Origin of the sequence: Streptomyces desertarenae (genome assembly GCF_042681365.1) — a bacterium.
Classification (GTDB): Bacteria; Actinomycetota; Actinomycetes; order Streptomycetales; family Streptomycetaceae; genus Streptomyces; species Streptomyces desertarenae.
Window position 1 is genome coordinate 299,293 of the sequence record NZ_JBHUFU010000003.1, and the last position, 25,610, is coordinate 324,902.

General features: G+C 75.8%; 23 protein-coding genes. 10 read left to right on the forward strand and 13 right to left on the reverse strand.

From position 1 onward, the window contains the following. Window positions 1-10: 10 nt before the first annotated feature. From ACFSJS_RS07455 to ACFSJS_RS07480, 6 genes are all read right to left on the reverse strand, one after another. Complete coding sequence (locus tag ACFSJS_RS07455) at window positions 11-898, reverse strand: 5-oxoprolinase subunit C family protein (protein WP_380898091.1); 888 nt, start codon at window positions 896-898, stop codon at window positions 11-13. Next, window positions 895-1,509, reverse strand: a complete 615-nt coding sequence (locus ACFSJS_RS07460) for a 5-oxoprolinase subunit B family protein (RefSeq protein ID WP_380898093.1) — start codon at window positions 1,507-1,509, stop codon at window positions 895-897. Before ACFSJS_RS07460 ends, ACFSJS_RS07455 begins: the two co-directional genes overlap by 4 nt. Beyond that, the gene (locus tag ACFSJS_RS07465) at window positions 1,506-2,258 is read right to left on the reverse strand and encodes a LamB/YcsF family protein (protein ID WP_380898328.1); all 753 of its coding nucleotides are present in this window, start codon (window positions 2,256-2,258) and stop codon (window positions 1,506-1,508) included. Before ACFSJS_RS07465 ends, ACFSJS_RS07460 begins: the two co-directional genes overlap by 4 nt. 96 nt (window positions 2,259-2,354) lie before the next feature. Next, window positions 2,355-2,732: a YkvA family protein gene (locus ACFSJS_RS07470; protein ID WP_380898094.1), complete on the reverse strand. Its 378-nt coding sequence runs from the start codon at window positions 2,730-2,732 to the stop codon at window positions 2,355-2,357. Between the two features lie 109 nt (window positions 2,733-2,841). After that, window positions 2,842-3,357, reverse strand: a complete 516-nt coding sequence (locus ACFSJS_RS07475; RefSeq protein ID WP_380898096.1) for a metallophosphoesterase family protein — start codon at window positions 3,355-3,357, stop codon at window positions 2,842-2,844. 48 nt (window positions 3,358-3,405) lie between these two features. Then, window positions 3,406-4,425, reverse strand: a complete 1,020-nt coding sequence (locus tag ACFSJS_RS07480) for a fibronectin type III domain-containing protein (RefSeq protein WP_380898098.1) — start codon at window positions 4,423-4,425, stop codon at window positions 3,406-3,408. A 145-nt stretch (window positions 4,426-4,570) separates the two neighbouring features. Between ACFSJS_RS07480 and ACFSJS_RS07485 the strand changes: the two genes are divergently transcribed. Together ACFSJS_RS07485 and ACFSJS_RS07490 are read left to right on the forward strand one after the other, a co-directional pair. Continuing rightward, window positions 4,571-5,569 (forward strand): Gfo/Idh/MocA family protein, encoded by a 999-nt coding sequence (locus ACFSJS_RS07485; protein ID WP_380898100.1) that lies wholly within the window; start codon window positions 4,571-4,573, stop codon window positions 5,567-5,569. 291 nt (window positions 5,570-5,860) lie between these two features. Continuing rightward, entirely contained in the window at window positions 5,861-9,034 is a 3,174-nt protein-coding gene (locus ACFSJS_RS07490; RefSeq protein WP_380898102.1) for a glycoside hydrolase family 3 N-terminal domain-containing protein, read from the forward strand. A 156-nt stretch (window positions 9,035-9,190) separates the two neighbouring features. Here the strand turns inward: ACFSJS_RS07490 and ACFSJS_RS07495 are convergent, their stop codons facing one another. Beyond that, complete coding sequence (locus ACFSJS_RS07495) at window positions 9,191-10,057, reverse strand: hypothetical protein (RefSeq protein ID WP_380898104.1); 867 nt, start codon at window positions 10,055-10,057, stop codon at window positions 9,191-9,193. A 214-nt stretch (window positions 10,058-10,271) separates the two neighbouring features. Between ACFSJS_RS07495 and ACFSJS_RS07500 the strand changes: the two genes are divergently transcribed. The 4 genes from ACFSJS_RS07500 to ACFSJS_RS07515 all read left to right on the forward strand — a co-directional run bounded on the left by ACFSJS_RS07500 (window position 10,272) and on the right by ACFSJS_RS07515 (window position 14,921). Continuing rightward, entirely contained in the window at window positions 10,272-11,447 is a 1,176-nt protein-coding gene (locus tag ACFSJS_RS07500; protein ID WP_380898106.1) for a lactonase family protein, read from the forward strand. Window positions 11,448-11,601: 154 nt separating this feature from the next. Next, window positions 11,602-12,966, forward strand: coding sequence for a rhodanese-like domain-containing protein (locus ACFSJS_RS07505; RefSeq protein WP_380898108.1), 1,365 nt, complete (start codon window positions 11,602-11,604; stop codon window positions 12,964-12,966). A gap of 173 nt (window positions 12,967-13,139) precedes the next feature. Next, the gene (locus tag ACFSJS_RS07510; protein ID WP_380898331.1) at window positions 13,140-14,186 is read left to right on the forward strand and encodes an NAD(P)-dependent alcohol dehydrogenase; all 1,047 of its coding nucleotides are present in this window, start codon (window positions 13,140-13,142) and stop codon (window positions 14,184-14,186) included. A 249-nt stretch (window positions 14,187-14,435) separates the two neighbouring features. Further along, window positions 14,436-14,921 carry a tyrosine-type recombinase/integrase gene (locus ACFSJS_RS07515; RefSeq protein ID WP_380898111.1) on the forward strand — a complete coding sequence of 162 codons (486 nt, stop codon included), beginning with the start codon at window positions 14,436-14,438 and terminating at the stop codon, window positions 14,919-14,921. A gap of 21 nt (window positions 14,922-14,942) precedes the next feature. Here the strand turns inward: ACFSJS_RS07515 and ACFSJS_RS07520 are convergent, their stop codons facing one another. Further along, window positions 14,943-16,151: a cytochrome P450 family protein gene (locus ACFSJS_RS07520; RefSeq protein WP_380898113.1), complete on the reverse strand. Its 1,209-nt coding sequence runs from the start codon at window positions 16,149-16,151 to the stop codon at window positions 14,943-14,945. 171 nt (window positions 16,152-16,322) lie between these two features. Here ACFSJS_RS07520 and ACFSJS_RS07525 point away from each other — a divergent pair, with 171 nt between their 5' ends. Next, complete coding sequence (locus ACFSJS_RS07525) at window positions 16,323-17,027, forward strand: TetR/AcrR family transcriptional regulator (RefSeq protein ID WP_380898115.1); 705 nt, start codon at window positions 16,323-16,325, stop codon at window positions 17,025-17,027. 30 nt (window positions 17,028-17,057) lie between these two features. On the opposite strand, the gene ACFSJS_RS07530 is transcribed toward ACFSJS_RS07525, so the two are convergent. Then, window positions 17,058-17,528, reverse strand: a complete 471-nt coding sequence (locus tag ACFSJS_RS07530) for a VOC family protein (RefSeq protein WP_380898333.1) — start codon at window positions 17,526-17,528, stop codon at window positions 17,058-17,060. Between the two features lie 632 nt (window positions 17,529-18,160). Beyond that, window positions 18,161-18,640, reverse strand: coding sequence for an RICIN domain-containing protein (locus ACFSJS_RS07535; RefSeq protein WP_380898117.1), 480 nt, complete (start codon window positions 18,638-18,640; stop codon window positions 18,161-18,163). Window positions 18,641-19,378: 738 nt separating this feature from the next. Here ACFSJS_RS07535 and ACFSJS_RS07540 point away from each other — a divergent pair. Both ACFSJS_RS07540 and ACFSJS_RS07545 read left to right on the forward strand, forming a co-directional pair. After that, window positions 19,379-19,834, forward strand: a complete 456-nt coding sequence (locus ACFSJS_RS07540; RefSeq protein ID WP_380898119.1) for a tellurite resistance TerB family protein — start codon at window positions 19,379-19,381, stop codon at window positions 19,832-19,834. A 182-nt stretch (window positions 19,835-20,016) separates the two neighbouring features. Then, entirely contained in the window at window positions 20,017-20,994 is a 978-nt protein-coding gene (locus tag ACFSJS_RS07545; RefSeq protein ID WP_380898120.1) for a TIGR03557 family F420-dependent LLM class oxidoreductase, read from the forward strand. An 85-nt stretch (window positions 20,995-21,079) separates the two neighbouring features. Here the strand turns inward: ACFSJS_RS07545 and ACFSJS_RS07550 are convergent, their stop codons facing one another. Together ACFSJS_RS07550 and ACFSJS_RS07555 are read right to left on the reverse strand one after the other, a co-directional pair. Next, the gene (locus ACFSJS_RS07550) at window positions 21,080-22,573 is read right to left on the reverse strand and encodes an MFS transporter (RefSeq protein WP_380898123.1); all 1,494 of its coding nucleotides are present in this window, start codon (window positions 22,571-22,573) and stop codon (window positions 21,080-21,082) included. A 159-nt stretch (window positions 22,574-22,732) separates the two neighbouring features. Then, entirely contained in the window at window positions 22,733-22,912 is a 180-nt protein-coding gene (locus ACFSJS_RS07555) for a hypothetical protein (protein WP_380898124.1), read from the reverse strand. Window positions 22,913-23,151: 239 nt separating this feature from the next. On the opposite strand from ACFSJS_RS07555, the gene ACFSJS_RS07560 reads away from it, so the two are divergent. Further along, entirely contained in the window at window positions 23,152-23,970 is an 819-nt protein-coding gene (locus ACFSJS_RS07560; protein ID WP_380898127.1) for an SDR family NAD(P)-dependent oxidoreductase, read from the forward strand. A gap of 36 nt (window positions 23,971-24,006) precedes the next feature. Here ACFSJS_RS07560 and ACFSJS_RS07565 read toward each other — a convergent pair whose 3' ends face one another. Next, on the reverse strand, window positions 24,007-25,386 hold the full coding sequence (locus ACFSJS_RS07565; RefSeq protein ID WP_380898129.1) for a GDSL-type esterase/lipase family protein: 1,380 nt from the start codon (window positions 25,384-25,386) through the stop codon (window positions 24,007-24,009). Between the last annotated feature and the right edge of the window lie 224 nt (window positions 25,387-25,610).

Genomic DNA, 25,610 nt, shown 5'->3' on the forward strand with positions numbered 1-25,610 from the left:
CCCGCCCCGGTCAGCGGTGCAGGGGGACGAACCGCACGGGCAGACCCGGCGGCGCCTGCGCCGCGGCCGCCAGCGCCTCCCCGGGCACCACGCCGACGACCGGGTAGCCGCCCGTGGTCGGGTGGTCGGCGAGGAAGACCACCGGGCGGCCGTCCGGCGGCACCTGCACCGCACCCGTGACCATGCCCTCGCTGGGCAGCTCGCCGCCCCGGGCCCGTTCCAGGGCCGGCCCCTCGGTGCGCAGGCCCACCCGGTTGCTCGCGGCCGACACCCGCCAGGTGTCCTCGGCCAGCAAGCGCGAGGCGTCCGGGGTGAACCAGTCGTCGCGCGGGCCGGGCACCAGCGGCAGCACCAACCGCCCCGCCGGCGGTCCCGGCGCCGGGGCGGTGTCGACGGGCGGCGCCTCCCCGCGGGCCCCGCCGACGGGCAGCAGGGCCCCGTCCGACAGCGGTTCGGGGCCGAGCCCGGAGAGCAGGTCGGTGGAGCGGCTGCCGAGCACCGGTTCGACCGCGATGCCGCCGGCCACGGCCAGGTAGCAGCGCACCCCGGCCCGTACGGTCCCCGCCTCCAGCACGGCACCGTCCGGGACCCGCACCGCCGCGCCCCACGGGGCCGGGCGGCCGTCGATCCGCACCGGGCACGGGGCGCCGGTCACCGCGGCGGTCACCGGCCGCCCGGCGCGCACCCGCACCGCGCAGCCGGTGACGGTGGTCTCCAGGGAGGCCGCCCCGGGCGGGTTGCCCACCAGGCGGTTGGCGAGCCGGTGGGCGGGCAGGTCCAGCGCCCCGGAGCGCGGCACCCCCAGGTGGGCCAGGCCCGCCCGGCCCAGGTCCTGCACGGTGGTCAGCGCCCCGGCCCGCACCACCTCCAGCACGCCTCCCGCCGCGGTCCCCCTCATCCGACCGCCTCGAAACGCACCCGGGTGCCGGGGGAGAGCAGCGCGACGGGCTCGCGCGCCACGTCCCACAGCACGGCGTCGGTCCGCCCGATGAGCCGCCAGCCGCCGGGCGAGGTGCGCGGGTAGACACCGGTGTACGGCCCGGCCAGCGCCACCGAGCCGGCCGGCACGGCCGTGCGGGGCGTCGCCAGCCGGGGGACGTGGAAGCGCTCGGGCAGCCCGGTGAGGTAGCCGAAGCCGGGAGCGAACCCGCAGAAGGCGACCCGGAACCCGGTCCCGCTGTGGATCGCGGCGACCTCCTCCTCGGCCACGCCCCACAGCGAGGCGACCTCGGCGAGGTCGGGGCCGTCGTAGCGCACCGGCAGCACCACCGGTGCGGCGTCCGCCGGGACGGTCCGCGGCACGCGCAGGTGCCGCAGCCGCTCCGCCAGCGCCGCCGGGTCGGCCACCCCGTCCAGCAGGACGGTGACCGCGGCCGGGACGATCTCCTCCACCGGGGGCAGCCCGCCCGCCTCCCGCAGCCGCACCAGCTCGGCGTGGAGCGCCTGGGCCCGCCCGGTGTCCTCCACCTCCACCAGCAGGGCCCGCCGGCCCACGGGCAGCACCCTCACGCGAACGCCCCGATCCGCACCCCGGCCTCCTCCAGGGCGCGCCGCACCCGCAGGGCGAGCTCCGCCGCGCCCGGGGTGTCGCCGTGCACGCACAGGGAGCGGGCGGCGACGGCCACGCGCGTGCCGTCGGCCGCGGTGGCCTCCTTGCGCAGGGCGATGTCCAGGGCCCGGGCCACCACGGCACCGGGGTCGTGGAGCACCGAGCCCGGCTCCCGCCGCGGCACCAGCGTGCCCCCGGGGGTGTAGGCGCGGTCCGCGAAGGCCTCGGCGACCACGGGCAGTCCGGCCTCCCGGGCGGCCGCCAGCAGCAGTGAACCGGGCAGTCCCAGCACCGGCAGTCCGCCGCCCGCCAGCAGCGTCCCGGCCACGACCGCCCGCGCCTGGGCCTCGTCGTGCACCGTGCGGTTGTAGAGCGCGCCGTGCGGTTTGACGTACGCCACCCGTGCCCCGGCCGCCTCGGCGAACACCCGCAGGGCGCCGATCTGGTAGGCGACCTCGTCGGCCAGCTCGTCCGCGGGGACGTCCATCGCCCGCCGCCCGAAACCGCTCAGGTCGCGGTAGGAGACCTGGGCGCCGATCGCCACGCCGCGTTCGGCGGCTCCCGCGCACACCCGCCGCATGGTGGACGGGTCCCCGGCGTGGAAGCCGCACGCGACGTTGGCGCTGCTGACGGCGGAGAGCAGCGCCTCGTCGTCGGTCAGCCGCCACCGCCCGAACCCCTCGCCCAGATCGGCGTTGAGGTCGATCACCGCATCCGTGTGTTCCACAGCCCCTCTTCCTCGTCGGCGACGGGACGAGCGTAGTGGCGGGCGGGGCGCCGCGGGGTGCGGCCGGCGGCGGTGGCGTCAGCGGCCGGGGGGCCGGTGCGGCGCGCGGCCGCCGCCCCCGGCGGAACCCGCCGGCGCCTCCGTGCCGCCGGTCCGTGCGGAGGGCTCCCGCGGGTCCTTTCCGGTCCGCTCGCGCACGGCCCCCCCGACGTACCGCAGGGCGAGCAGCAGCAGGCCGACGTCGTCCAGGTACACCGGGTCGGGGACGAGGTCGAGGGGGGAGACCGTGTAGACGAGCGCCCCCCAGAACGCGGCCCTGGCACCGGCGGGGACGTCCTCGCCGCGCAGCAGCCGGTAGGTGCGCACGAGCCGTGTCAGCAGGACGACCGCGACGGCCAACAGCGCGGCCGCCACCGCCGCGCCGACGGCGAGCAGCGCGGTCTGCCAGGTCTCCACGGGCGTCTCCTTCCGTCCGCCGCCCGGCCGCGGAACCGGCCGCCGGTCCTCTACCCGGACGGCCGCCCCGCATCCGTGTTCCGCGCCGGCCGGTTCCGCGGCCGGGGGTTCAGCGGCGCGGCGGCAGCCGGTGCAGCTCCACCCCGCGCAGCTCGCCGGCCACCACGGAGGCGGTCATGTAGGTGCAGTGCGGCTGGGCGCGGCGATCGGTGGGCGAGCCGGGGTTGAGCAGGCGCAGCACCCCGCCGCCGGGCCTGGCGGCCGTGGTGTCCCAGGGGATGTGGCTGTGCCCGAAGACCAGCACGTCCAGGTCGGGGAAGCGCTCCGCGCACCGCTTCTCCCGCCCCTGCTTCGGGCCCGTCTCGTGGACGACGCCCAGGCGCAGGCCGTCCAGCTCCGCGCGGGCCACCTCGGGCAGCCGGGCCCGCAGGCCGGGGCCGTCGTTGTTGCCGTACACGCCGACCAGGTGCCGCGACCGCTCCTGGAGCAGGTCGAGGGTGTCGGTGTCCACCCAGTCCCCGGCGTGGACCACCACGTCCGCCTCCGCGATCCGGGCCAGCAGTTCCCCGGGCAGCCGGCGGGCGCGCTTGGGCAGGTGGGTGTCGGACGTCAGCAGCAGGCGCACCCGCCCACCGTAGCCCCGGCGGTGCGGCCGCCGCCGTCGCCCCCGCCGTCACTCCCCGCGGGCGGTGACGGTCCGGAGGGCGGTGAAGGCGCCCCAGGTGCCGTCGGGGAGCCGGGCGCGCAGCCGCACGGTGTGGGAGGCGTCCCGCTCCCGGCCGAGGTAGAGGCTGTGCTCGACCCTCCGCCCGGGGTCCTCGGAGGCCCCCGTGCTCCAGTTGAGGGTGGTGGCGGGCCTCCCGTCGAGGTGGATCTCGTACTGGGTGATCCTCCCGCCCGTGTCCGGCGGCACCCAGGACAGGTCCAGGTGCGTGCCGTCCCCGGCGGTGCGGAGGGCGGCCCGGAAGCCGGTGGGCGCGGTGCCGGGCCCGCCGCCCGGTTCCGCGGCGGTGGTCAGCTCCACGGTGCGGCTCGCGGGGGAGGTGTTGCCGGCCGCGTCGCGCGCGACGACGGAGAAGGCGTAGCGCACACCGGGCCGCAACCCCGTCACCAGGGACCGGGTCTCCTCGCCGGAGACGCTGTGGATCCGGACGCCGCCCTGGTGGATCTCGTAGGAGGACACGCCCCGCTCGTCCTTCGACGCCTCCCAGTCCAAGGTGGCGGCACGGGCGCCCTCGGCGCGGCCCCGCAGCCCCTCCGGCCGGGTGGGCGGGGTGCGGTCGTCGGGGGCGGCGGCCGGGGTGGTGACGGACACCTCGGCGCTGAGCGGCGAGAGGTTGCCCGCCTCGTCGCGGGCCCGGACGGTGAAGGTGTGGGCGGTGGACGGCTCCAGTCCGTCGACGTCCACCATGTGCCGGTCCCCGGGGACGTCCGCCGCCTTCTCGCCGGAGCGCAGGACCTCGTAGCCGGCCACCCCGGTGTCGTCGGTGGATCCGTTCCACATCACGTGCACGGAGGTGGCGCTGCCGGCCTGGGCGGTCACCCCGGTCGGCGCGGTGGGCGCCCGGTCGTCACCGCCGCCCGGGAGGCAGCCCGCCAGCGGCAGGCAGAGGGCGAGCAGCACGGCCGCCGCGGCGGTCGTGGGGGTCCGTACCAAGGCGAGCTCCCGGATGGCGGCGATTGGTCCAGACATATATGACACAGCGGGGGTCCGGCGGCAAGGGCCGTGCCGGAAACCGGAACCGGCGGGACGGCGGGGGGACGGCACTCGGCACGGCGGCGCGCCCACCGTAGGGTGAGCGCGGCACGCCGACGACACCCGAGGAGTGGGGGAGCGCATGACACGCAGGGACGACACCATCAGATGGGGCATCCTCGCCACCGGCGGGATAGCCGGGGCCTTCGCGCGGGACCTGGCCGGGGTGCCCGGCGCCGAACTCGCGGCGGTGGGCTCCCGCTCCGAGGCCTCCGCCCGCCGGTTCGCCGACGAGCACGGCGCCCCCCGCGCGTACGGGAGCTGGGCGGAGCTGGCCGCCGACCCGGACGTCGACGTCGTCTACGTCGCCACGCCCCACTCGGCCCACCTGGAAGCCGCCCGCGTGTGCCTGGAGGCGGGCAAGGCGGTGCTGTGCGAGAAGCCGCTCACGCTCAACCTGGCGCAGGCGCGGGAACTGGTCGGCCTGGCCCGCCGCAAGGGCGTCTTCCTGATGGAGGCCATGTGGACCTACTGCAACCCGGTGGTCCGGCGCATGCTCGACATCGTCGCCGCCGGGGAGATCGGCGAGGTCCGCTCGGTCCACGCGGACTTCGGCATCGTCGCGCCCGTCGACGCCTCGCACCGGCTGCGCGACCCCCGGCTGGGCGGCGGCGCCCTGCTGGACCTGGGGGTCTACCCGGTGTCGTTCGCGCACCTGGTCCTGGGCGAGCCCGCCTCGGTCGCGGCGTGGGCCCATCTGACGCCCGAGGGCGTGGACGAGACCACCGGCGTGCTGCTCGGCTACGACAGCGGCGCCGTCGCCACCCTGTCGTGCTCCATCGCCGCGGCCAGCCCCACCGTGGCGGCCGTCAGCGGCACCCGGGGGCGCATCGAACTGCCCCACGGCTTCTTCATGCCCCACTCCTTCGTGCTGCACCGCGAGGGGCGCGAGGCGGAGGAGGTCCGGGTGCCGGAGGCGCCCGGCGGCGCGGGGTACGGGCCCGAGGCGGCCGAGGTGATGCGCTGCCTGCGGGAGAAGGAGACCGAGTCCCCGCTGGTGCCGCTGGACGGGACGCTCGCGGTGATGGCGACCCTGGACGCCGCCCGGGAGCGCATCGGGGTCCGCTACCCGCAGGAGTGACCGCGGCCGTCCGCCGCGCGCCGCGGGGCGTCCGGCCGGGGTCCTGCCGCACGGCGGGCCCCCGGCCGGACGCCTCCCTCCGGGCCGCTCACCTGCGACGGCGCCGAGAGCGCTCTCATTTCCGCGCCCGGACGGCGGCGCCACGCCGCGTCCTTCCAAGAAATGTACTGATCAAGGGGGTTGACGGTGCACCGGGCCGGATACAGGATCGGCGCCGTGCGCATGACAGTGCCGTAGCACCTCCGTGCGTTCACCTACTGAACAAGCGATCCGTGTCCGACGGGAGCCGCCATGGGACAGCTGATGCACGGAAGACCCGACCACAGACGCCGACGGGCACGGACGGCGCTGGGAACGCTCGGCGCCCTCCTCGCCCTCCTCGCCACCGGGCTGACCCCCACCGCGGCGGCCGCCGACCCCACCCGCACCGTCGACGACTTCGACGGGGCCTTCCCCGGGCCGATCGGCACCTACGGCAGCAACGCCGGGGACACCCCGAAGATCAGCCAGGTCGCCGCCGAGGCCCGCCCCGGGGCGAACGCCTTCAACCAGGCGATGCGCGTGGAGTACGGCATCTCCGCCTGGGGCGGCTTCGACCACTCCCTGACCGCCGCCGAGGACTGGAGCGGCTTTGCGGGCCTCTCCTTCTGGGTGAAGGGCACCGGGAGCGGGCAGCGCGTCCAGTTCGAGGTCAAGGACGGCGGCCCGAACGCCGGGCAGGCCGAGCTGTGGGCCGGGTACTTCACCGACGACACCGACGGCTGGAAGCAGGTCCGCACCCCCTTCGAGGACTTCGTCCGCCGCCCCGACTACCAGCCCGCCGGCGCCCCCGCCGACGGCGTACTGGAACTGACCGGCATGTGGGGCTACGCCGTCAACCTGCCCGCCGCCGCCGGCACCCTGGAGTTCGACCAGGTCGAGCTGTACGGCGTGGGCGGGGTGCGGGCCCGCGTCGCCACCGACAGCCCCGTCTACACCGTGGACCACGGCGGAACCGCCACCGTGAAGGTCTCGGTGGGCACCACCGGGGACGCGCCGCTGGCCGAACCCGTCACCGTCACCTACGGCACCGGCGAGGGCACCGCGCGCCCCGGCCGGGACTACACCCCCGTCGAGGGCACCCTCACGTTCCCCGCGGGCACCCCCTCGGGCACGGTGAAGACCTTCGCCGTCCCGACCAGGCGCAGTGCCGGGGCCGCCACCGCCAAGACCATCCCCCTCACCCTCTCCGCCGACGGCGCCCGCGTCCCCGACGACCTGCCGACCGTCGTCATCGACGCGCACGGCCTGCCGTACCTCGACCCCCGGCTCCCGGTGGGGAAGCGGGTCGAGGACCTGCTGTCCCGGATGACCCTGGACGAGAAGATCGGCCAGATGACCCAGGCCGAGCGCGGTGCGCTGGAGGCCCAGGACGACATCGCCGGCTACGAACTGGGCTCCCTGCTCTCCGGCGGCGGCTCCAACCCGGCGCCCAACACCCCCGAGGCGTGGGCCGACATGGTCGACGGCTTCCAGCTGCGCGCCCGGCAGACCCGGCTCCAGATCCCGCTGATCTACGGCGTCGACGCCGTCCACGGCCACAACAACGTGGTCGGCGCCACGATCTTCCCGCACAACACCGGCCTCGGCGCCGCCCGCGACCCGGAGCTGGTGAGGGACACGGCGCACGTCACCGCCACCGAGGTCCGCGCCACCGGCATCCCGTGGAACTTCAGCCCCTGCCTGTGCGTCAGCCGCGACGAGCGCTGGGGCCGGGCGTACGAGGCGTACAGCGAGGACCCGGCGCTGGTCACCCGGCTCGCCACGGCCGTCGAGGGCCACCAGGGGCACGCCGACGGCCGGGACCTGAAGGACGCCGACCGGGTGCTGGCCACCGCCAAGCACTACGTCGGCGACGGCGGCACCGAGTTCGGCTCCTCCACCACCGGCACCTACACCATCGACCAGGGCGTCACCCGCACGACGCGGCAGGAGCTGGAGGCCGTCCACATCGCCCCGTTCGTCGAGGCGGTGGACGAGGGCGTCGGCACCGTGATGCCCTCCTTCTCCAGCGTCGACTTCCTCGGCGACGACGAGGGCCCGGTCAAGATGCACGCCCACGCCGACCTGATCACCGACGTCCTCAAGGGCGAGCTCGGCTTCGACGGCTTCGTGATCAGCGACTGGCAGGCCATCGACCAGATCCCCGGCGACTACGCCTCCGACGTGCGGACCTCGGTCAACGCCGGCCTGGACATGATCATGGTTCCGTACGACTACAAGGCGTTCACCTCCACCCTGAGGGAGCAGGTCGACTCCGGCGCGGTCCCGATGTCCCGGATCGACGACGCGGTCACCCGCATCCTGACCAAGAAGTTCCAGCTGGGCCTGTTCGAGAAGCCCTACGCCGACCGCACCCACCTGGACGACGTCGGCTCCGCGAAGCACCGCGGGCTCGCCCGCGAGGCCGCCGCCGACTCCCAGGTGCTGCTGAAGAACGAGGGGGGCCTGCTGCCCCTGAAGGGCGACGAGAAGCTCTACGTCGCCGGCTCCAACGCCGACGACCTGGGCAACCAGGCGGGCGGCTGGACCATCACCTGGCAGGGCACCCCCGGTGACATCACCGAGGGCACCACGATCCTGGAGGGTCTCCGCGAGGTCGCGCCCGACGCCGAGGTCACCTTCAGCGAGGACGCCTCCGCGCCCACCGGCGGCCACGAGGTGGGAGTCGTCGTGGTCGGCGAGACCCCGTACGCCGAGGGCGTCGGCGACGTCGGCAACGGCCACGACCTGGAGCTGTCCGAGGCCGACCGGAAGGCGATCGACACCGTCTGCGGCGCCATGGACTGCGCGGTGCTGATCGTCTCCGGCCGCCCGCAGATCGTCACCGACCAGCTCGGCGACATCGACGCCCTGGTGGCCTCCTGGCTGCCGGGCAGCCAGGGCGAGGGCGTCGCCGACACCCTCTTCGGCGAGCGCCCCTTCACCGGACGGCTGCCGGTGAGCTGGCCGCGCTCGGCCGGGCAGGTGCCGGTCAACGTCGGCGACGAGCAGTACGCCCCGCTCTTCCCCTACGGCTGGGGCCTGCGCACCGACAACGCCCGCGACCGCCTGGCGGACGTCCGCGACGAACTGCTGGAGCGGCGCCGCGACGGCGCGGCCCGCGCGGCAGCCGCCCATCTGCACCACGCCCTCAAGCGCTCCCACTGGCGCGCCGACGGCACGGTGCGCGACGCGGACGCGGTGCTCGGGGCGCTGGGCAAGGCGGCCGGGAAGCTGGAGCGGGCCGGGGGCGACCTCTACCTCCCGGCCGACGACCTGGTCTCCGTCGCCCGTGACATCGCCCAGGGCGCCCTGGTGAGGGCGGGCGGCGACGCACCGGAGCGGGCCGCGGCCCGCACCGCGGACGCCGACCACGCCCTGGCGTCCGGCGCGTACGCGGCGGCGGTGCGCCACCTGGCGGAGGCCCACCGCCTGGCCCGCTGACCCGCCGGCCGTCCGCGGAGCACCACCGCACCACCGGTCCGCCGGGCGCCCCGCCGCGGGGCGCCCGGCGGCGTGCCGTCCGGCCGGAACCGGCCGCGGCGGGCGCGCCGCAGGTCCCCGGCCCGCTCCCCGGGATCCCCCCGGGGAGCGCGGTGCTCAGCGGCCGCAGCCGACGCGCTCGGCGGACAGGGCCAGGTCGTCCAGGAGCAGGTCGTAGGAGCCGGGGACCGGGTCGCCCTGGTAGAGCTGCCAGCCGATGCGGACGGTGTCGAACTCGGGCAGGACGAAGTCGACGGGGTTGCCGCCGTGCCGGGTGGTGGTGACGGTCAGCTCGGGCTTGTGCTCGCCGTCGATCCACACCGAGACGCGGTTGTCGTCCGCGTCCGCCTCCCACTCCAGGCACGTCCACTCGCCAGCCCGGGCGGGGGCGGAGGCGTGCCAGTCGGTCCAGTCGCCCGTCGGGCCGCCGTCGGAGCCGACGCCCCACAGCGGGGTGCCGCCGCCCACGGTCGGCACGTACTGGCCGCCGATCGGCCGCACCACACTGCCGTCACCGCGGCCGGTGGCCTCCACCAGCGTGAAGTGGGCCCAGTCCGGGGCGGTGGGGAAGGCGTCGACGCGGACCCGCATCCGCCCGAAGAAGCCGTTGCCGGGCGCGCGGAAGTCGTCCACCTCCAAGAAGGCGTGCCCGTTGCCCTCGGTGCGCAGGTGCAGCACCCGGTTCCGCCGGTGCTCGCGCTTCCCGCGGGGCCCGCGCTCGTCCTCGACGGCCAGCGCCCCGTGCCGGGTGTCCACTCCCCAGTCCAGACTGGTGCCCGCCCCGCGCGGCAGGTCCTCGAAGTCCTCGCAGAACAGCAGGGCGGCGCCGCTCGGGCAGCCGCCGCGCGGGGGTCCGCCGTGGCCGGGGTGGCGGTCGGGTGAGGAGGGGGCGCCGCCGGTGGCGGCCACGGCCGTGGCCGCGGCCAGGGCGAGGGCGCCGAGCAGGCGGGGAAGCCGTCGGGCGGTGCGGGGGAGCAGGCGCATCGGAGGTCTCCGTCGGGACGTCGGGAGGGGCGCACACCCGGAATGGGAGCGCTCCCATGGGTCGCCGGGCACCCTAGGGCACCACGCCCCGCACCGCCAGATGCCGCAGCCGCCCTCCTGTGCGGGGCGGGCACCGCCCCCTTCCCCGTTCCACCGGAGGCGGTGATCCTGTGCGGGTAGCGTCTGGAACCGCTCCCACCCCCCTGGAGGACCCATGACGGACCACCCGCGGCACCCGAACCGCCGCACGGCCCTCACCCTGCTCGGCGCCGCGGCCGGAGGACTGGCGGCCGCTCCGGCCGCCGCGGCCCGGCCCCTCCCGGGCGGCCGCCGGCCGCGGTACCACCTGGGCGCCTACACCGGCGGCGACACCGCCCACGGCATCGGCGCGGCGAGCGCCGACCCGCTCACCGGAGCCCTCCGCGTGGAGGGGGTGACCCCCGCCGCGGACCCCTCCTTCCTGGCCCTGTCGGCGACCGGCCGCGTCCTGTACGCCGTCAACGAGACGGCCGACGGCCGGGTGTCCGCCTTCGCCCTCGCCCCGGACGGCACCGTCCGCCGCCCCCTGGGAGAGGCGCCCAGCGGCGGCGCCCACCCCTGCCACCTCGCCCTCCACCCCGGCGGGCGCCACCTGTTCACCGCCAACTACACCTCCGGCACCGTGGCCGTGGTGGCGCTGCGGCCCGACGGCGCCCCGGCGGGGGTCGCCCAGGTGGTGCGGTACACCGGCTCCGGGCCCCACCCCGGCCGGCAGGAGGGCCCCCACGCCCACATGGTGCTGCCCGACCCCGCGGGGCGGCGGCTGCTGACCGCCGACCTGGGCACCGACTCCGTCCACGTCCACCGCTTCGACCCCCGGCGCGGGCGCCTGGACGAGGGCACCCGGGTGCCCATGCCGCCCGGTTCCGGCCCCCGCCACCTGGCCCTGCACCCCTCCGGCCGCGCCGCCTACGTGCTGGGGGAGCTGGACTCCACCCTCACCGCCTGCGCCTACGACCCGGACCGCGGCACCCTCACCCCCACCGCCACCGTCCCCGTCCTGCCGGAGGGCACCGGGGCGGAGGGCACCACCGCCGCCGAGGTGCTGGTCTCCGCGGACGGCAGGTTCGTGTACGCCTCCAACCGCGGCCACGACCTGATCGCCGTCCTCGCCGTCGACCCGCTCGACGCGACCCGGCTGCGGCCCGTCTCCCACCACCCCTGCGGCGGCCGGTCGCCGCGCCACCTCGCACTCGACCCGGACCAGCGGCTGCTGTACGCCGCCAACCAGGACTCCGGCACGGTCACCGTCCTGCGCCGGGACCCGGCGAGCGGCACCCTGTCCCCGGCCGCCGAACCGCTGCCGTACGCGGGAGTGGTGTGCGTGCTGCCCGACCCCGCGCGGTCCTGACGGGCCGCGGGGCGGGCCGGCGCGGAACGCGGGCGGCGTGCGCCCCCGCCCCGCCCCGCGCCGACCGCCCCGTTTCCGCTCCCCCCGGCGGGTACCCGCCGGGGGAGGGCCGGGGAGGGCGGCCCCGGAGCCCCGTCCGGGAGGGAGCGGCACCGTGTTCTTCGTCGACACCGTGGAGACCCCGGGGCTGGGCAACCGCGGTTACCTGGCCGGCGGCCGGTCCACCGCGGTCGCCGTGGACCCGCCGCGGGACGTCGACCGGCTGCTCGCCCCGGCCGCCCGGCGCGGGGTGCGGATCGCCCTGGTGGCCGAGACCCACGTGCACAACGATTACGTCACCGGCGGCCCCGAACTGGCCCGGCTGACCGGTGCGGAGTACCTGGTGCCCGCCGGCGCCCGGGTCTCCCTCCCCCGCACCCCGGTGGCCGACGGCGACCGGCTGGAGGTCGACGGCGGACTGGTCCTGCGCGCGCTGGCCACTCCCGGCCACACCCCCCACCACACCTCCTACGTCCTGGAGGAGGACGGGCGCGCGGTGGCGGTCTTCACCGGCGGCTCCCTCCTGATCGGCACGGTGGGCCGGCCGGACCTGGTCGATCCCCGGCTCACCCGCGAGCTGGCCCGCGCCCAGCACGCCTCCGCCCACCGGCTGGCCGAGGAGCTGGACGACGAGGTGCCCGTCCTGCCCACCCACGGGTTCGGCAGCTTCTGCTCCTCCGCCCCGTCCGAGGGCGACGCCACCACCATCGGCAAGGAACGCACCGCCAACGACGCGCTGCTCAAGGACGCGGACGCCTTCGTCGCCGACCTGCTCGCCGGCCTGGACGACGTCCCCGCCTACTACGTCCACATGCAGCCGGTCAACGCCGCCGGCCCCGCGCCGGTCGACCTCACCCCGCCCCGGCGCGCGGACGCCGCGGAGATAGCCGCCCGGCTCGCGGCGGGGGAGTGGGTGGTCGACCTGCGCGACCGCGTGGCGTTCGCCGAGGGCCACGTCGCCGGGGCGTTCAACTTCGAGGCCGACGGCAGGCTCGCCGTCCACCTGGCCTGGCTGATCCCGTGGGGCAAGCCGGTCACCCTGCTGGCCGAGAGCCCCGGGCAGCTCGCCGGCGCCCAGCGGGAGCTGGCCCGGGTCGGCATCGACCGGCCCGCCGCGGCCGCCACCGGCGGGCCCGCCGACTGGACCGGCGCGGGCGCGGAGTACCGCTCCTACCCCCGGGGGACCTTCGCCGACCTGGCCGGCGCGCTCGGACGCGGCGGCCGGGCGGTGCTGCTCGACGTGCGCCGCGACACCGAACGGGCCCGGGGCCACGTCGACGGCTCGGTGCACATCCCGCTCCACCGCCTCCACGACCGCCTCGGCGAGGTGCCCGACGGTGTGGTGTGGGTGCACTGCGCCGGCGGGATGCGGGCCGCCACCGCCGCCTCGATGCTGGACGCGGCCGGCCGGGAGGTGGTCGCCGTCGACGACTCCTTCCGCAACGCCGAACGGGCCGGACTGACCGTCGTGCGCCCCTGACCGGAACCGCAACCGGGACCGGGACCGGCCTCGCGCCCGCGCGGCCGGGGCACCCGCCCCCCGCCCCCACCGGCCGGCGGTGTCGCATCCCCCGCGAGGGGTACCGCGGAAGCGGACGCGGACGCCGGACGGGCGCCCAGGGGGGAGAGGGACGGGAGAAGCGGATGGACCGGATGACGGCGGTACGGATGACGGCGTGGCAGCGGCCCCCCGAGGTGGTCCGGGTGCCGGTGCCGGAGCCGGGCCCCGGAGAGGTGCTGATCGAGGTCGCCGGAGCGGGCGTGTGCCACTCCGACCTCCATGTCATGGAGTGGCCCGCCGGGGCGCTGCCCTACGACCTCCCCTTCACCCTGGGCCACGAGACCGCCGGGCGGGTGCGCACCCTCGGCCCCGGCACCCGGAGCGCCGGGCTGCGCGAAGGCGACGCGGTACTGGTCTACGGCCCCTGGGGCTGCGGGATCTGCCCCGCCTGCGCCCGCGGCGCGGAGAACTACTGCCGGCGCGCCGCCGAACTGAGGGCCGCCGGGGGCGGACTGGGCGCGGACGGCGGCATGGCCCCCTACATGCTCGTCCCCTCGCCCCGGCTGCTGGTCCCGCTCGGGGACCTCGACCCGCGCACCGCCGCCCCGCTGACGGACGCCGCGCTGACCCCGTACCACGCCGTCAAACGCTCCCTGCACCGGCTCGTTCCCGGCACGGCGGCGGTCGTCATCGGGGTCGGCGGCCTGGGCCACCTGGCCGTCCAACTGCTCAAGGCGCTCTCCCCGGCCGACGTCGTCGCCGTCGACGTCGCCGAGGACAAACTGGACCTGGCCGCCGGAGCGGGCGCCGACCACTGCGTACCCGCGGGCGAGGGCGCCGCCGAGCGGATCCGCGCGATCACCGGCGGCCTGGGCGCCGCCTTGGTGCTGGACTGCGTCGGCGCCGACGCCACGATGGCCACCGCCGCCGCGTGCGCCGCCGTGGAGTCCGACGTCACCGTGGTCGGCCTGGCGGGCGGCACCCTGCCCGTGGCCTCCGGCACCGTCCCCTTCGAGGCGTCGGTGTCGATCCCCTACTGGGGCAGCCGGGGCGAGCTCGCCGAGGTCGTCGCCCTGGCCCGCGCCGGCCGGATCCGCCCGCACGTGGAGACCCACCCCCTGGAGGAGGCCCTGGAGGTCTACCAGCGCCTGCGCGACGGCCGGATCGAGGGCCGGGCGGTGCTGGTGCCCGGCGGCTGAACCGCGTCACGGACCACTGCGGCCGCACCGGTCGGGCCCACCCGGGCGTGCGGGGGTGGACAGCGGCGCGGTCGATAAATAATGTGCCAAGCAACGGCAATCGGCGGACGGGCGGAGACGGCGGCGAGGATGGCGGCGGACGGAGCGGTACCGGTGGGCAAAGCGGCGGCGCCGGCGGACGGGGCGGGCGGGCCCGGTGACGGGAAGCGGTACCCGAGGCCGACCGTCTCACCGGAGGAGGCCGAATGGGTGTGGCGGACGCTGGCCTCGCAGGCGATGGAGGAGGGGGCCAAGCCGGAGACGGTGCGGCTGGCGGTGGTGGCGGGACTGGCCCGGGCCACCGGTGCCCGCTACGGGGACCTGCTGCGCTGCACGGTGCGGTCGCTGGACCTGGGGGCCCGGTGGGTGGACGTGGAGCACGGCAAACACCGCACGCTCCGCCGGCACGGGCTGGACGCGGGCACCGTCTCGGTGCTGCGCCGCTGGATGGACGTCCGCGCCGACCTGTGCGCGGAACTGGAGGGGTCGCCGCCCGAGGCGCTGCTGCTGACGGTGCACCACACGCACGACAACGGGGTCACCGTCGCGGCGGGGCTGCCCATCACCCGGCAGGGACTGGTGCTGTCCTGGCGCCGGTTCGTGTACCGCACCAACGCCGCCCACGCCGGCAGGCGGCCCCCGCTGCCCACCCGCTTCGAGCAGTTGCGCCGGGCCTGGACCGCCGCCCGGCCCTGAGGGGGCCGGGCGGCGGTCCCCTCAGGCGTCCGGGGCCGGGTGCGGGGTGTAGCGCACCGGGAGGTGGCGCAGACCGCGCAGCATCCCGGCGTGCCACACCAACTCGTCCGGTTCCGCGTCGAGTTCGAGGTCGGGGCAGCGCCGCAGCAGGGTCTCCAGGGCGACGGCGGCCTCCATGCGGGCCAGCGGTGCGCCCAGGCAGTGGTGGACGCCGTGGCCGAAGGCCGCGTGTCCGCGGGCGTCGCGGCGGACGTCGAAGCGGTCGGGGCCGGGGAAGCGGCGGGGGTCGCGGGAGGCGGAGGCCAGGACGGCGACCACCGTCTCCCCGGCGGGGACGGCGGTGCCCGCGATCTCCACGGGTTCGGCCGTGAAGCGGCAGGCCGAGGTGAGGACGGGGCCGTCGTACCGGAGCGCCTCCTCGACGGCGCCGTCGAGGAGGGAGGGGTCGGCGCGGAGCGCGGCGAGCTGGTCGGGGTGGAGCAGCAGGGCGCAGACGGCTCCGGAGATGAGGTTGACGGTGGTCTCGTGCCCGGCCACGAGCAGCAGGAAGGCCATGCCGAGCAGTTCCTCCGGGGTGAGCGCGTCCTCTCCGGGGCCGGTGGCGCGGACCAGGGCGCCGAGGAGGTCGTCGCCCGGGGTGCGGCGCTTGTGCTCGACGAGCGCGGCGAGGTACTCGGCCATGGCCTGCGAGGCGGCGTCGGCGGCCTGCCGGTCGCCGGGGCGGACGACGGTGTCCGACCAGTGGTGGAAGGTTCCGCGGTCGGATTCGGGGACGCCCAGGAGTTCGCAGATGACGGCCACGGGCAGGGGTGCGGCGTAGGAGGCGACCAGGTCGGTGCGGCCCAGTGGCAGCACGGCGTCCAGCAGGTCGTCGGCGGTCCGCCGGACGCGGGGCCGCAGGGCGGCCACCCGGCGTCCGGTGAACTCCCGGGCGACCAGGCCGCGCAGCCGGGTGTGCCGGGGCGGGTCGGTCTGGAGCATGGAGCGTCCGACGGCGTGGCCGCCGTCGTCCTCCCGGTCGGCGCTGTGGCGCACGTCGTTGCTCAGCCGGGGGTCGGTCAGGGCCGTCCGGACGGCCTCGTGGCCGACGACGGCCCAGACGGTCCCTCCGTCGGTGGCGGGCAGGCGGTGGACCGGCCCCCGCTCGCGCAGCAGCGCGTGGACGGTGTGGGGGTCGGCGGCGTAGTCCGTGCCGGGCGGGGAGAGTCGGTCGAAGGCGGGTGTGGTCACGGTGCTCCTCCTGCGGTTCGGTCGGGTCGGGGCGCCCCAAGGAAACGGGGAATACTCCCCGCTTCCTTGGAGGGCGACCGTAGCACCGGGAGCACCCGGCGCGCCGGACGGCCCCCGCGCGCCGGGAGTTCCGGACCGGGGCGCTCCGGGGAGCCTGTTAGGGTGCCGGGCGTGGGAACCGGTGGAGGCGGCGGAGCGCGCGGTGGAGGCGGCGGGGACGTGCCGCTGCGGCGGGACGCGCGGCGCAACCGCGAGTCGCTGATCGCGGCCGCCCGCGCGGTCTACGCGGAGCAGGGCGTCGACGCCCCCCTGGACGACATCGCCCGCCGGGCCGGCGTGGGCAACGCCACCCTCTACCGGCACTTCCCGACGCGCGGCGCCCTCGTCGAGGCGGTCTTCCGCGACACGCTGGCCGGGACGCGGCGGGCGGGCGAGGAGGCGCGGCGCAGCGAGGACCCGTGGGAGGGCCTGACGTCCTATCTGGAGCTGGTCTTCGAGGGGCTGGCCGCCGACCGGGGCGCCAACGACCTGATGACCACGGGGGTGGAGGGGGCGCCGTCCCTGGAGGAGCTGCGCGCCCACAACCGCGAGACCGTCGGCATCCTGGTCCGCCGCGCCCAGGAGCGCGGCACGGTGCGGCCGGACGTCACCGCCGAGGACCTGCTGTTCGCCCTGGCCGCGCTGGGCCGGGCGGTACCGGCCTCCGCCGCCGTCGTGCCCGGTTCCTGGCGCCGGTTCCTGGCGCTGCTGCTGGACGGCCTGCGGGCCGAGGCCGCCCGGCCGCTCCCCGCACCGCCGATCAGCTTCGGCCAGCTCGAGGAGGTCCTGCGGGAGCTGGGGCCCTCGATGCCGGGGCGGCGGCCCGCGGGCCGGTGACGCGGCCGCGCGGCGCCGCCCCGGGCGGTCTCACCGGCCCGCGGCCTCCCGCAGGGCCCGGACGTCGATCCTGCGCATTCCGAACAGGGCCTTCATGACCCGGGCGGCGGCCGCCGGGTCGGCGTCGTTCAGCAGTTCCGGCAGCTCGTGCGGGACGATCTGCCAGGACAGGCCGTACCGGTCCTTGAGCCAGCCGCACTGGCTCTCCTCGCCGCCGTCGGTGAGCTTGGCCCACAGCTCGTCCACCTCGGCCTGGTCGGCGCAGTCCACCGAGAGCGAGATCGCCTCGGAGAAGGTGAACTCCGGGCCGCCGTTGAGCGCGCTGAACTGCTGCCCGGCCAGTTCGAAGGTGACCAGCAGGACCGATCCCGGCTCCCCGGGGCCGGCCTCGGTGTGGCGCTGGACGCCGGTGATCCGGGAGTCCGGGAACAGGGAGGTGTAGTACTCGGCGGCCTCCTCGGCCCGGCCGTCGAACCACAGGCAGGTGGTGATCTTCCGCATCCGCATGGCGTTCTCCCGGAGGGTGGTTCCCAAAGGTGCTTTCGACGGGTGGACCGGCCGGGGAGCCGGAACTCATCGGCCGGATGCGGGCCGGGCCGGAAGGGTTGACGCTAAACCGGTTCATTGCTGCAATGCTCCCGGCGGCCGCCCGTCCCGGTGGTGGGGGCGGGCGGCCGCCGTGTGCCGTGGGCCGCTCACGGCACGCGGGAGCGCGCGGACGCAGTGCCCCGGCGCGGCGCCACGCCGACCACGGGGGCGGCTCCGGGGCGCAGGCGCGCGAGCAGCTGCGCCAATTGCCCGATCGGGGGCTGTCGTCCGGGAGGCGACCGGGGGCCGGCGAGACGTGTGCGCCCGGGGTGAGCCGCCGTCAGCTCCCCTTCCGGGGAGGAAGGGCCCGGGGCGGCACGAAGGCCGCGCCGACGACGAGGGGGAGGGACATCGCTGGCGCGGCCGTACCCTCCGCATGCCCGGCGATCCGCGGCTCACACCCGCCCTTCCCGGAATGGCCGGCCGGCCGTTCCGGGGCGCCGGGTCGCCGCGGGGATCGCCCGGACGGGCTCCGGAGCGCGCACCCTGCGCACCACGACGCTCGGGTGCCGGTTCCCCAGTCCCGTCAGCGGGACCACGGCTTCTCAGGGCTGCCACATGTGCCACGTCTGGTTGGGCTGCGATTTCGCAGGCCACTGAATGAGCGCCGCGCCGTCACCCATCGAGTCGCCGTTCACGTCCAGCACCTTGCCGCTGTGCTTGGCCGTCAGCATGAGGCCCCCGGTCTGCAGGGGTGTGGAGCGCCACAGTTGGTTGTCGCCGCCGCGCCAGCTCGCCTGAACGACTGCCGCGCCGTCATCGGTGGAAGCTTCTGCCACCGTCAGGACCTTGCCGCTGTATTTTGCGACCAATTTGTAGTACTCGTTGTCCACCCACTGCACTTGCCACAGCTGGTACGGGACGTCGTCCCTCCAAGACCATTGGACGGCGGCTACGGCCTCGCCCTTCCCGTGTATCCCCCCGGTCACGGTCAGCGCTTTGCCTTCGGTGCTTCGTACCGTGAGGTAGACCCATGCGTCCGTTTCCAGAGTCTGGGGGCTCAACTCCGTGATCTGGATTGCCATGAGAGATCCTTTGCACTTGCCCGGCCGAGTGCCGGGCAGACGTCGTTCCTGCTCACCACCAGCCTCCGCAGTCGTGTGGCTTTTCGCCTGTCCAGGTCATATTTCTTAGTCCATACGGGTGAATCATCGCCGCCTTGACGTGCACGGTGAGGGGTCGGCAGCCGAACCCGGCTTACGGATGTGGTGAGCGGGGTTTTCTCGGTGAAAAGATCCACGTGAAGCCGGACGAGGCCTTGGTGTCGGGATGGGCCGGGCAGCCTCGTCCCGGCGGTGGGCGGACGTAAGGTCCCGGCAGGGCGGGGTCTCGCCGCAGGGACCGGTCCGCGGGAACCAGAGGCCTCACGTTGGTTCCCCGAGTTGCCATGCTCGATGCCCCCGCCCGGCGGTGGCCGCCCTCACCCGCCTGCCGACCGCCCACCGACAGCGGGCCGGCGCCCCGTATGGATCGCGGGCATTGGGCCTGTTCCGCCAAGCGGTGCCGGTGCTGGGCTGGTTCCGCCCACGCGACGGGGATCCTCACCGTTCGCGGTACCGGGGGCGGCCGTTCCGCCGGGCGGGTGAGCGCCGCGACCCCTCCCGCCCGGAGCGGGGAGGTCACCGCGGGCGGTGATCGGCTCCTATCCTTCTGAGGGGGCGGAGCGAGGCGCGGGACGGCCGCGTCCGGCTGGTGTCGCCCCGTCACCAGGACGCACCGGACGGCGGTGCGCGTCCGGACCCGGCGACGTACGGAGTGTGCTCATGGCCCTGTGGGACCGCCTCAAGGAATCCGCGCAGACGATGCAGGCGCAACTGGAGGAGCGGAGGAACGAACTGCGGGGCGGTGCCTTCCGTGACGCGAGCATGGCGATGTGCGCCCTCGTCGCGGCGGCGGACGGCCGGATCGAACCGGCCGAACGGCGGCGCGTCGCCTACCTGATCGAGCACAACGAGGCGCTGGCCGGCTTCCCCGCCCAGGAGTTGCTGGAGCGCTTCGAGGGCTGGCTGGACCGGCTCGCCGCGGACTTCGACCTCGGCCGGGCCGAGGCCCTGCGGGAGATAGCCAAGGCGCGCAGGAAACCCGTCGAGGCCCGGGCCGTCGTCCAGGTCGGCATCGTCATCGGCGGCGCGGACGGCCACTTCGACCTCATGGAGCGCTCGGTCGTCGGCGAGGCGTGCCAGGTGCTGGATCTGCCGCCCCACGAGTTCGACCTGTGAGCCCACCCGGCCCGTGACGCTCCTCCGGCGCGGCGGGCCGCGGCGGGGGCGGCGTCCGCCGCACGGCCCACGGCCGCCCCCCGCGCCGCCCGGAGGCCCCCGTTTCACCTCGCTCGCGCCGGGCACTCCTCGGCGAGTGGCGGGAATCCCGCCGGACCAGTGGAACAGGCAGCGAGGAACAGATGCAGATCGGCTACAAACTGGCGGCGGAGGCGTTCGGCCCCGCCGAACTCGTCCGGCAGGCGGTCCGCGCGGAGCAGGCCGGCTTCGACTTCGTGGAGATCAGCGACCACTACCACCCGTGGCTGGACAACCAGGGCCACTCCCCGTTCGCCTGGACGGTCCTGGGCGCCATCGCGGCGAAGACCGAGCGCATCGGGCTGGCGACCGGCGTGACCTGTCCCACCGTGCGCTACCACCCGGCGGTCATCGCCCAGGCCGCGGCGACGCTCGCCCTGGTCTCCGACGGGCGGTTCGTGCTGGGCGTCGGATCCGGTGAGCGGCTCAACGAGCACGTCGTCGGCCGCGGTTTCCCCGACGTGCGCCTGCGCCACGAGATGCTCCGCGAGGCGCTGGAGATCATCCGGCTGCTGTGGCGCGGCGGCTACCGCTCCTACGAGGGGAAGCACCTGCGGCTGGAGGACGCCAGGGTCTTCGACCTCCCCGACGAGCCGCCCCTGATCGCGGTGGCCGCCAGCGGCCCGCCCTCGGCCCGGATCGCGGCCGAACTGGGCGACGGGCTGTTCGCCACCGAGGCGAAGCCGGAGATCGTGCGGCACTACCGGGAGGCCGGCGGCACCGGGCCCGGGTACGCCGAGGTGCCCACCGCCTGGGCCCCCGACGAGCGCACCGCGGCGCGGGCCGCCCTGGAGACCACCCGGTGGGCGGTGACCGGCTGGAAGGTGATGAGCGAACTGCCCAACCCGGTCAACTTCGCGGCGGCCACCACCACCGTCCGCGAGGAGGACATGCTGGAGCACTTCGCCTGCGGCTCCGATCCGGAGCGGTACGTGGAGACGGCGCGGCAGTTCGCCGACGCCGGCTTCGACCGGCTGGTGCTGATGAACGCCGGCCCGGACCCCGACGGGTTCCTGGACTTCTACAGCAGTGAGCTGGACGGCCGGCTCCGCGGGCTGGAGCCGGGCGGGAGCGGCTCCTGAGGCCCGGGGGCTCCCGTACGCGGTGCGGGGGCGGGGACCGCCGCGGTCCCCGCCCCCGCACCGCGGCCCCTTCGGGCCGGAGTGCTCAGCGCTTGCCCGGGGCCGGTGTCACCTGCGCCGACAGCGGCACCGCGATGTCCTCCAGCGAGCGCTGTTCGGCCCGCACCGCCAGGAAGACCGCCACCAGCCCGGCCAGGGTCATCAGGGTCGCGCCGATCTGGAAGGCCAGCACGGTGTCCGCGACCACCCCGGACTCGGTGAGCTCGGCGAAGATCAGCGGACCGCTGATGCCGCCCGCGGCGGTGCCGATGGCGTAGAAGAAGGCGATCGCCATCGCCCGCGTCTCCATGGGGAAGACCTCACTGACCGTCAGGTAGGCCGAGCTGGCCCCGGCCGAGGCGAAGAACAGCACCACGCACCAGCACGCCGTGAGCGTGGTGGCCGTCAGATGGCCGCCGCCGAAGAGCCACGCGGTGACGAACAGCAGCAGCCCGGAGAGGATGTACGTGCCGGAGATCATGATCCGGCGGCCGACGGTGTCGAAGAACCGGCCCAGCAGCAGCGGCCCGAAGAAGTTGCCGACGGCGATGACGGCGAAGTAGTAGCCGGTCGAACCGGTGGGCACGTCGAAGAACGTGGTCAGGATGGCGCCGAAGCCGAAGGTGATGGCGTTGTAGAGGAACGCCTGGCCGACGAAGAGCGACAGCCCGAGCACGGCGCGCTTGCGGTACTGCGAGAAGACCGTGCGGGCGATCAGTCCGAAGCCGATGCTCCTGCGGGTGTGGATGGTGATCTCGCCGGCGGGCGGCGGCAGCTCCGCGACGCCCTTCTCCCGGCGGATCTCCTCCTCCACCCGGCTCACCAGCCCCTCGGCCTTCTCCCCCTGGCCGTGGATGAACTGCCACCGCGGGCTCTCGGGAACGTGCCGGCGCACCAGCAGGATGACCAGGCCGAAGACGACGCCGAGGGCGAAGGTCAGCCGCCAGCCGACGTCGATGGCGAAGAGGTCGGTGTCCAGCATGACGATGGACAGCAGCGAACCGCCCACCGCGCCCAGCCAGAAGCTGCCGTTGATGATCAGGTCGATGCGCCCGCGGTACTTGGACGGGATCAGCTCGTCGATCGCGGAGTTGATGGCCGCGTACTCGCCGCCGATGCCGAAGCCGGTCAGGAAGCGGCAGGCGAAGAACCACCAGCTGGAGAAGGACAGGGCGGTCAGCGCGGTGGCGCCCAGGTAGACGGCCAGGGTGATGATGAAGAGCTTCTTGCGTCCGTACCGGTCGGTCAGCCAGCCGAAGAACAGGGCGCCCGAACAGGCGCCCGCCACGTACAGCGCAGCTGCGATGCCCGTGACCTGGGCGGAGGTGATGGGCAGGCCGCTGCCCTCCTCGGCCAGCCGGCCGGCGATGTTGCCGACGACCGTGACCTCCAGGCCGTCGAGGATCCACACCGTGCCCAGACCGATCACGATCATCCAGTGCCAGCGCGACCACGGCAGCCGGTCGAGCCGGGCCGGCACGGACGTCGTGACCGTTCCCGTCCCGGCCGTCGCGTCCATGGTGTCGTTGTCTCTCGTCATCACCGCTCCCTCCAGCGCAGGGCCGAGGGAGTGCGCCTCGGCGCGCGCTCCTCACGGTTTCCCTGCCGCGTGGGGTCCACACGCGGCCCTTCGGAGGGGGCCGGACGACGGACGGGGGGCGGCGGGACGGGGCCCGCCGCCCCCGGAAGGCCACCGGGGTCAGCGCGGCTGGAGCCGGCCCTGCTCGGCGAGGGAACGGCCGAGCGTGTCGCGCATGCGCGTGTAGCGCGTGGAGTCGCCCCACAGGTCGCCACGGCGGGGTCGCTGGGCGCACACCGCCCAGATGACGGCGCATACGCCGGTGATCAGCGGGAAGAGCAGCCACACCATCGCGGCCACCGGTGTCTCTCCTTCCTGCGCCGTACGGCGCATCGAGGATGTTCGGACCCAGCACTTCTCATATACCTATCGGCAGGGAAACTGACAAATCCGGACTCAAGGTGGGCGGAGGAAGGAGGCGCCGCGCGGGGCGGGAACACCACCGCACCGGCGGCGTCCGCGCGCCCGGACTAGGGTGTGGATGCCGTCCGGGCGCCCCGCGGCACCCGGTGTCCGACCACCCCGTGAGGAGCTCCGCCGTGCAGCACCCCGATCCCGCCGGTCCCGCCGGGTCCCCGTCCCCCGGCCGGCCGGCCTTCCCCGCCACCGGGCGGCGCGTGCTGGTCACCGGGGCCTCCCGGGGGCTGGGCCGGGCACTGGCCGAGGCGTTCGCCGCCAATGGCGACCGGGTGGCCGTCCACCACGGCGGCCGCCGGCGGGACGCCGAGACCACCCTGGCGGGACTGCCCGGCGACGGCCACGTGCTGCTCGGCGCGGACCTGGCCGACCCCCGGCAGGCCGCCGGCCTGGCGGACGCCGCCGCCGAGGCGCTGGGCGGGCTGGACGTGCTGGTGAACAACGCCGCGGTCAACACCCCGCACCCGCCCGCCGGCACCTCCCACGCCGACTGGTGCGCCGCCTGGCGGCGGCACGTGGACGTCAACCTCCTCGGCACCGCCAACCTCAGCCACGCCGTCGCCCGCCACCTGATCGACCAGGGCACCGGCGGACGCATCGTCAACATCGGCTCCCGGGGCGCCTTCCGCGGCGAACCCGACCACCCGGCCTACGCCGCCACCAAGGCGGCGGTGCACGCGCTCGGCCAGTCCCTCGCCGTGGCCCTGGCCCCGCACGGCATCGCCGTCACCTCCGTGGCACCGGGGTTCATCGAGACCGAGCGCGTCGCCCACCGGCTGGCCGGCCCCGAGGGCGAGGCGATCCGCGCCCAGAGCCCCTACGGGCGGGTCGCCTCGCCGCAGGAGGTCGCGGCGGCGGTGCTGTGGCTGGCCTCCCCGCAGGCGGAGTGGGGCTCGGGCGCCGTGCTGGACCTCAACGGCGCCTCACACCTGCGGTCCTGAGGGCGCCGGCCGGCGCCCTCAGGACCGCGGACGGTTTCAGGCGGCGTTCCGGCCGGACCGGCCTTCCGCGCCGTCCAGCCCGAACAGGGACAGGTCGACGGCCCGCGCCATCGCCGCGTGTCCGGCCGCGTTGGGGTGGTAGCAGTCGGAGCGGTAGGCGTCGCGGATCCGGGTCGGGGCGGCCGGGTCCCGGACCGCGGCGTCGAAGTCGATGACGCCGTCGAACAGCCCGCCGGTGCGGACGAACTCGTTCACCGCCAGCCGGTTGGCCTCCTTGTCGCTGCCCACCGTGTTGCACATGGGCATCAGGGTGGCGCCGACGACCCGCACCCCGCGGGCGTGGGCCCGCTCGACGATCTCCTTCATGGCATCGATGACCTGCGACGCCGGGGAGGGCGGTGCGAACTCGCCGCCGCCGATGTCGTTGGTGCCCTCCAGGAGGATCATGTGACGCACCCCGGCCAGGTCGAGGACGTCGCGCTCCAGCCGGTCGGGCGCCGGAGGACCGCAGCACTGGCCGGTGGGGTCGTAGGGGCTGGGCTGCCGGCTGACGGTGTTGCCGGAGATCCCGGCGTTGGCGACCGCCAACTGCCTTCCCGGGGGCAGGGCGTTGATCCGCTGCGCCAGCAGGTCCGTCCACCGGTCGCCGCCCCCGACCGCCGCGTGCCCGGCGGTGTTGGAGTCGCCCAGCGCCACGATGGTGCCCGCGGCGGCCGTGCGGCCGTCGACGACCTCCACCCACCACAGCCGGCCCGGGTGGTAGCCGGGTTCGGCGGACAGGCCCCTGTCCTCCTCCGGGTAGGCGGCGTCACCGGTGTCGTGGGTGTGGTCACCGCCCAGCGACAGGAAGCTGGCCGGCGGGTTCGGGGTGGGCGGCGGGAAGGCGTGGTCGTTGACCGGCGCGCCGGGCGCGTACAGGCTCACCGCCAGGTTCTGCTGGGCCGCCACGCGCAGGGGAACCGGATCGCTGTACACATGGCCGCCCGGGGGCACGGTGACCTGCCGGCGGCCGTCGAAGGTGAGGGTGCGCAGGGAGCCGGGCACGAGGTCGGCCTCGCCGACCCGCAGCTGCAGCCCGACGGTCGCCGAGCGGAAGGCGGCGGGACGGTCCCCGTACGGGTTGCCGACGCGCACCCGCAGCGAGGAGGCCGCCACCGAGGCCCGGGCGATGTTGCGCACCGTCAGGTCGGGCGAGGTGCCGTGCGCGCCCTGCAGGCTCGCGCTCCACACGGCGCTGCGGCCGTGCGGCGCCGCGGCGCCGGTGTCCGGCGGCGCGGCGGCACGGGGGGCGGGGCGTTCGGCGGGTCCGGCGGCGGAGGCGGGGGCCGCCACGGCGGAGACGAGCAGGACGGCGAGCGGGACCAGCCACACGCCCAGGCGGGTGCGGACTCTGCCGCCCCCCGGTGAGAACCTCACGGCGTTCCTCTCGATCGGCTGACGGGAGCAGGGACCGGCCGCCGGATCGCGGACGGTCCGGGGTGGAGAAGTCCGGCGCCGCCTGCGGACCGCGCGGCCGCGGGTGGCGCTGAACGGGACCGGGGCGGGACACGGGCCGCGCTCCCGCACGCTAGGAGCGTCCGGGCGGACCGTCAACACCGCCTCCGGGCCGCGCCGAGCGGAGTCCGGGCGCGGTCCGTGCG

What these genes read in the sequence shown, in the direction of transcription:
- ACFSJS_RS07455 (WP_380898091.1), bottom strand. Translation starts at nt 898, where the DNA reads ATGAGGGGGACCGCGGCGGGAGGCGTGCTGGAGGTGGTGCGGGCCGGG.
- ACFSJS_RS07480 (WP_380898098.1), bottom strand. Translation starts at nt 4,425, where the DNA reads ATGTCTGGACCAATCGCCGCCATCCGGGAGCTCGCCTTGGTACGGACC.
- ACFSJS_RS07485 (WP_380898100.1), top strand. Translation starts at nt 4,571, where the DNA reads ATGACACGCAGGGACGACACCATCAGATGGGGCATCCTCGCCACCGGC.
- ACFSJS_RS07490 (WP_380898102.1), top strand. Translation starts at nt 5,861, where the DNA reads ATGGGACAGCTGATGCACGGAAGACCCGACCACAGACGCCGACGGGCA.
- ACFSJS_RS07495 (WP_380898104.1), bottom strand. Translation starts at nt 10,057, where the DNA reads ATGCGCCTGCTCCCCCGCACCGCCCGACGGCTTCCCCGCCTGCTCGGC.
- ACFSJS_RS07500 (WP_380898106.1), top strand. Translation starts at nt 10,272, where the DNA reads ATGACGGACCACCCGCGGCACCCGAACCGCCGCACGGCCCTCACCCTG.
- ACFSJS_RS07510 (WP_380898331.1), top strand. Translation starts at nt 13,140, where the DNA reads ATGACGGCGGTACGGATGACGGCGTGGCAGCGGCCCCCCGAGGTGGTC.
- ACFSJS_RS07530 (WP_380898333.1), bottom strand. Translation starts at nt 17,528, where the DNA reads ATGCGGAAGATCACCACCTGCCTGTGGTTCGACGGCCGGGCCGAGGAG.
- ACFSJS_RS07535 (WP_380898117.1), bottom strand. Translation starts at nt 18,640, where the DNA reads ATGGCAATCCAGATCACGGAGTTGAGCCCCCAGACTCTGGAAACGGAC.
- ACFSJS_RS07540 (WP_380898119.1), top strand. Translation starts at nt 19,379, where the DNA reads ATGGCCCTGTGGGACCGCCTCAAGGAATCCGCGCAGACGATGCAGGCG.
- ACFSJS_RS07545 (WP_380898120.1), top strand. Translation starts at nt 20,017, where the DNA reads ATGCAGATCGGCTACAAACTGGCGGCGGAGGCGTTCGGCCCCGCCGAA.
- ACFSJS_RS07550 (WP_380898123.1), bottom strand. Translation starts at nt 22,573, where the DNA reads ATGACGAGAGACAACGACACCATGGACGCGACGGCCGGGACGGGAACG.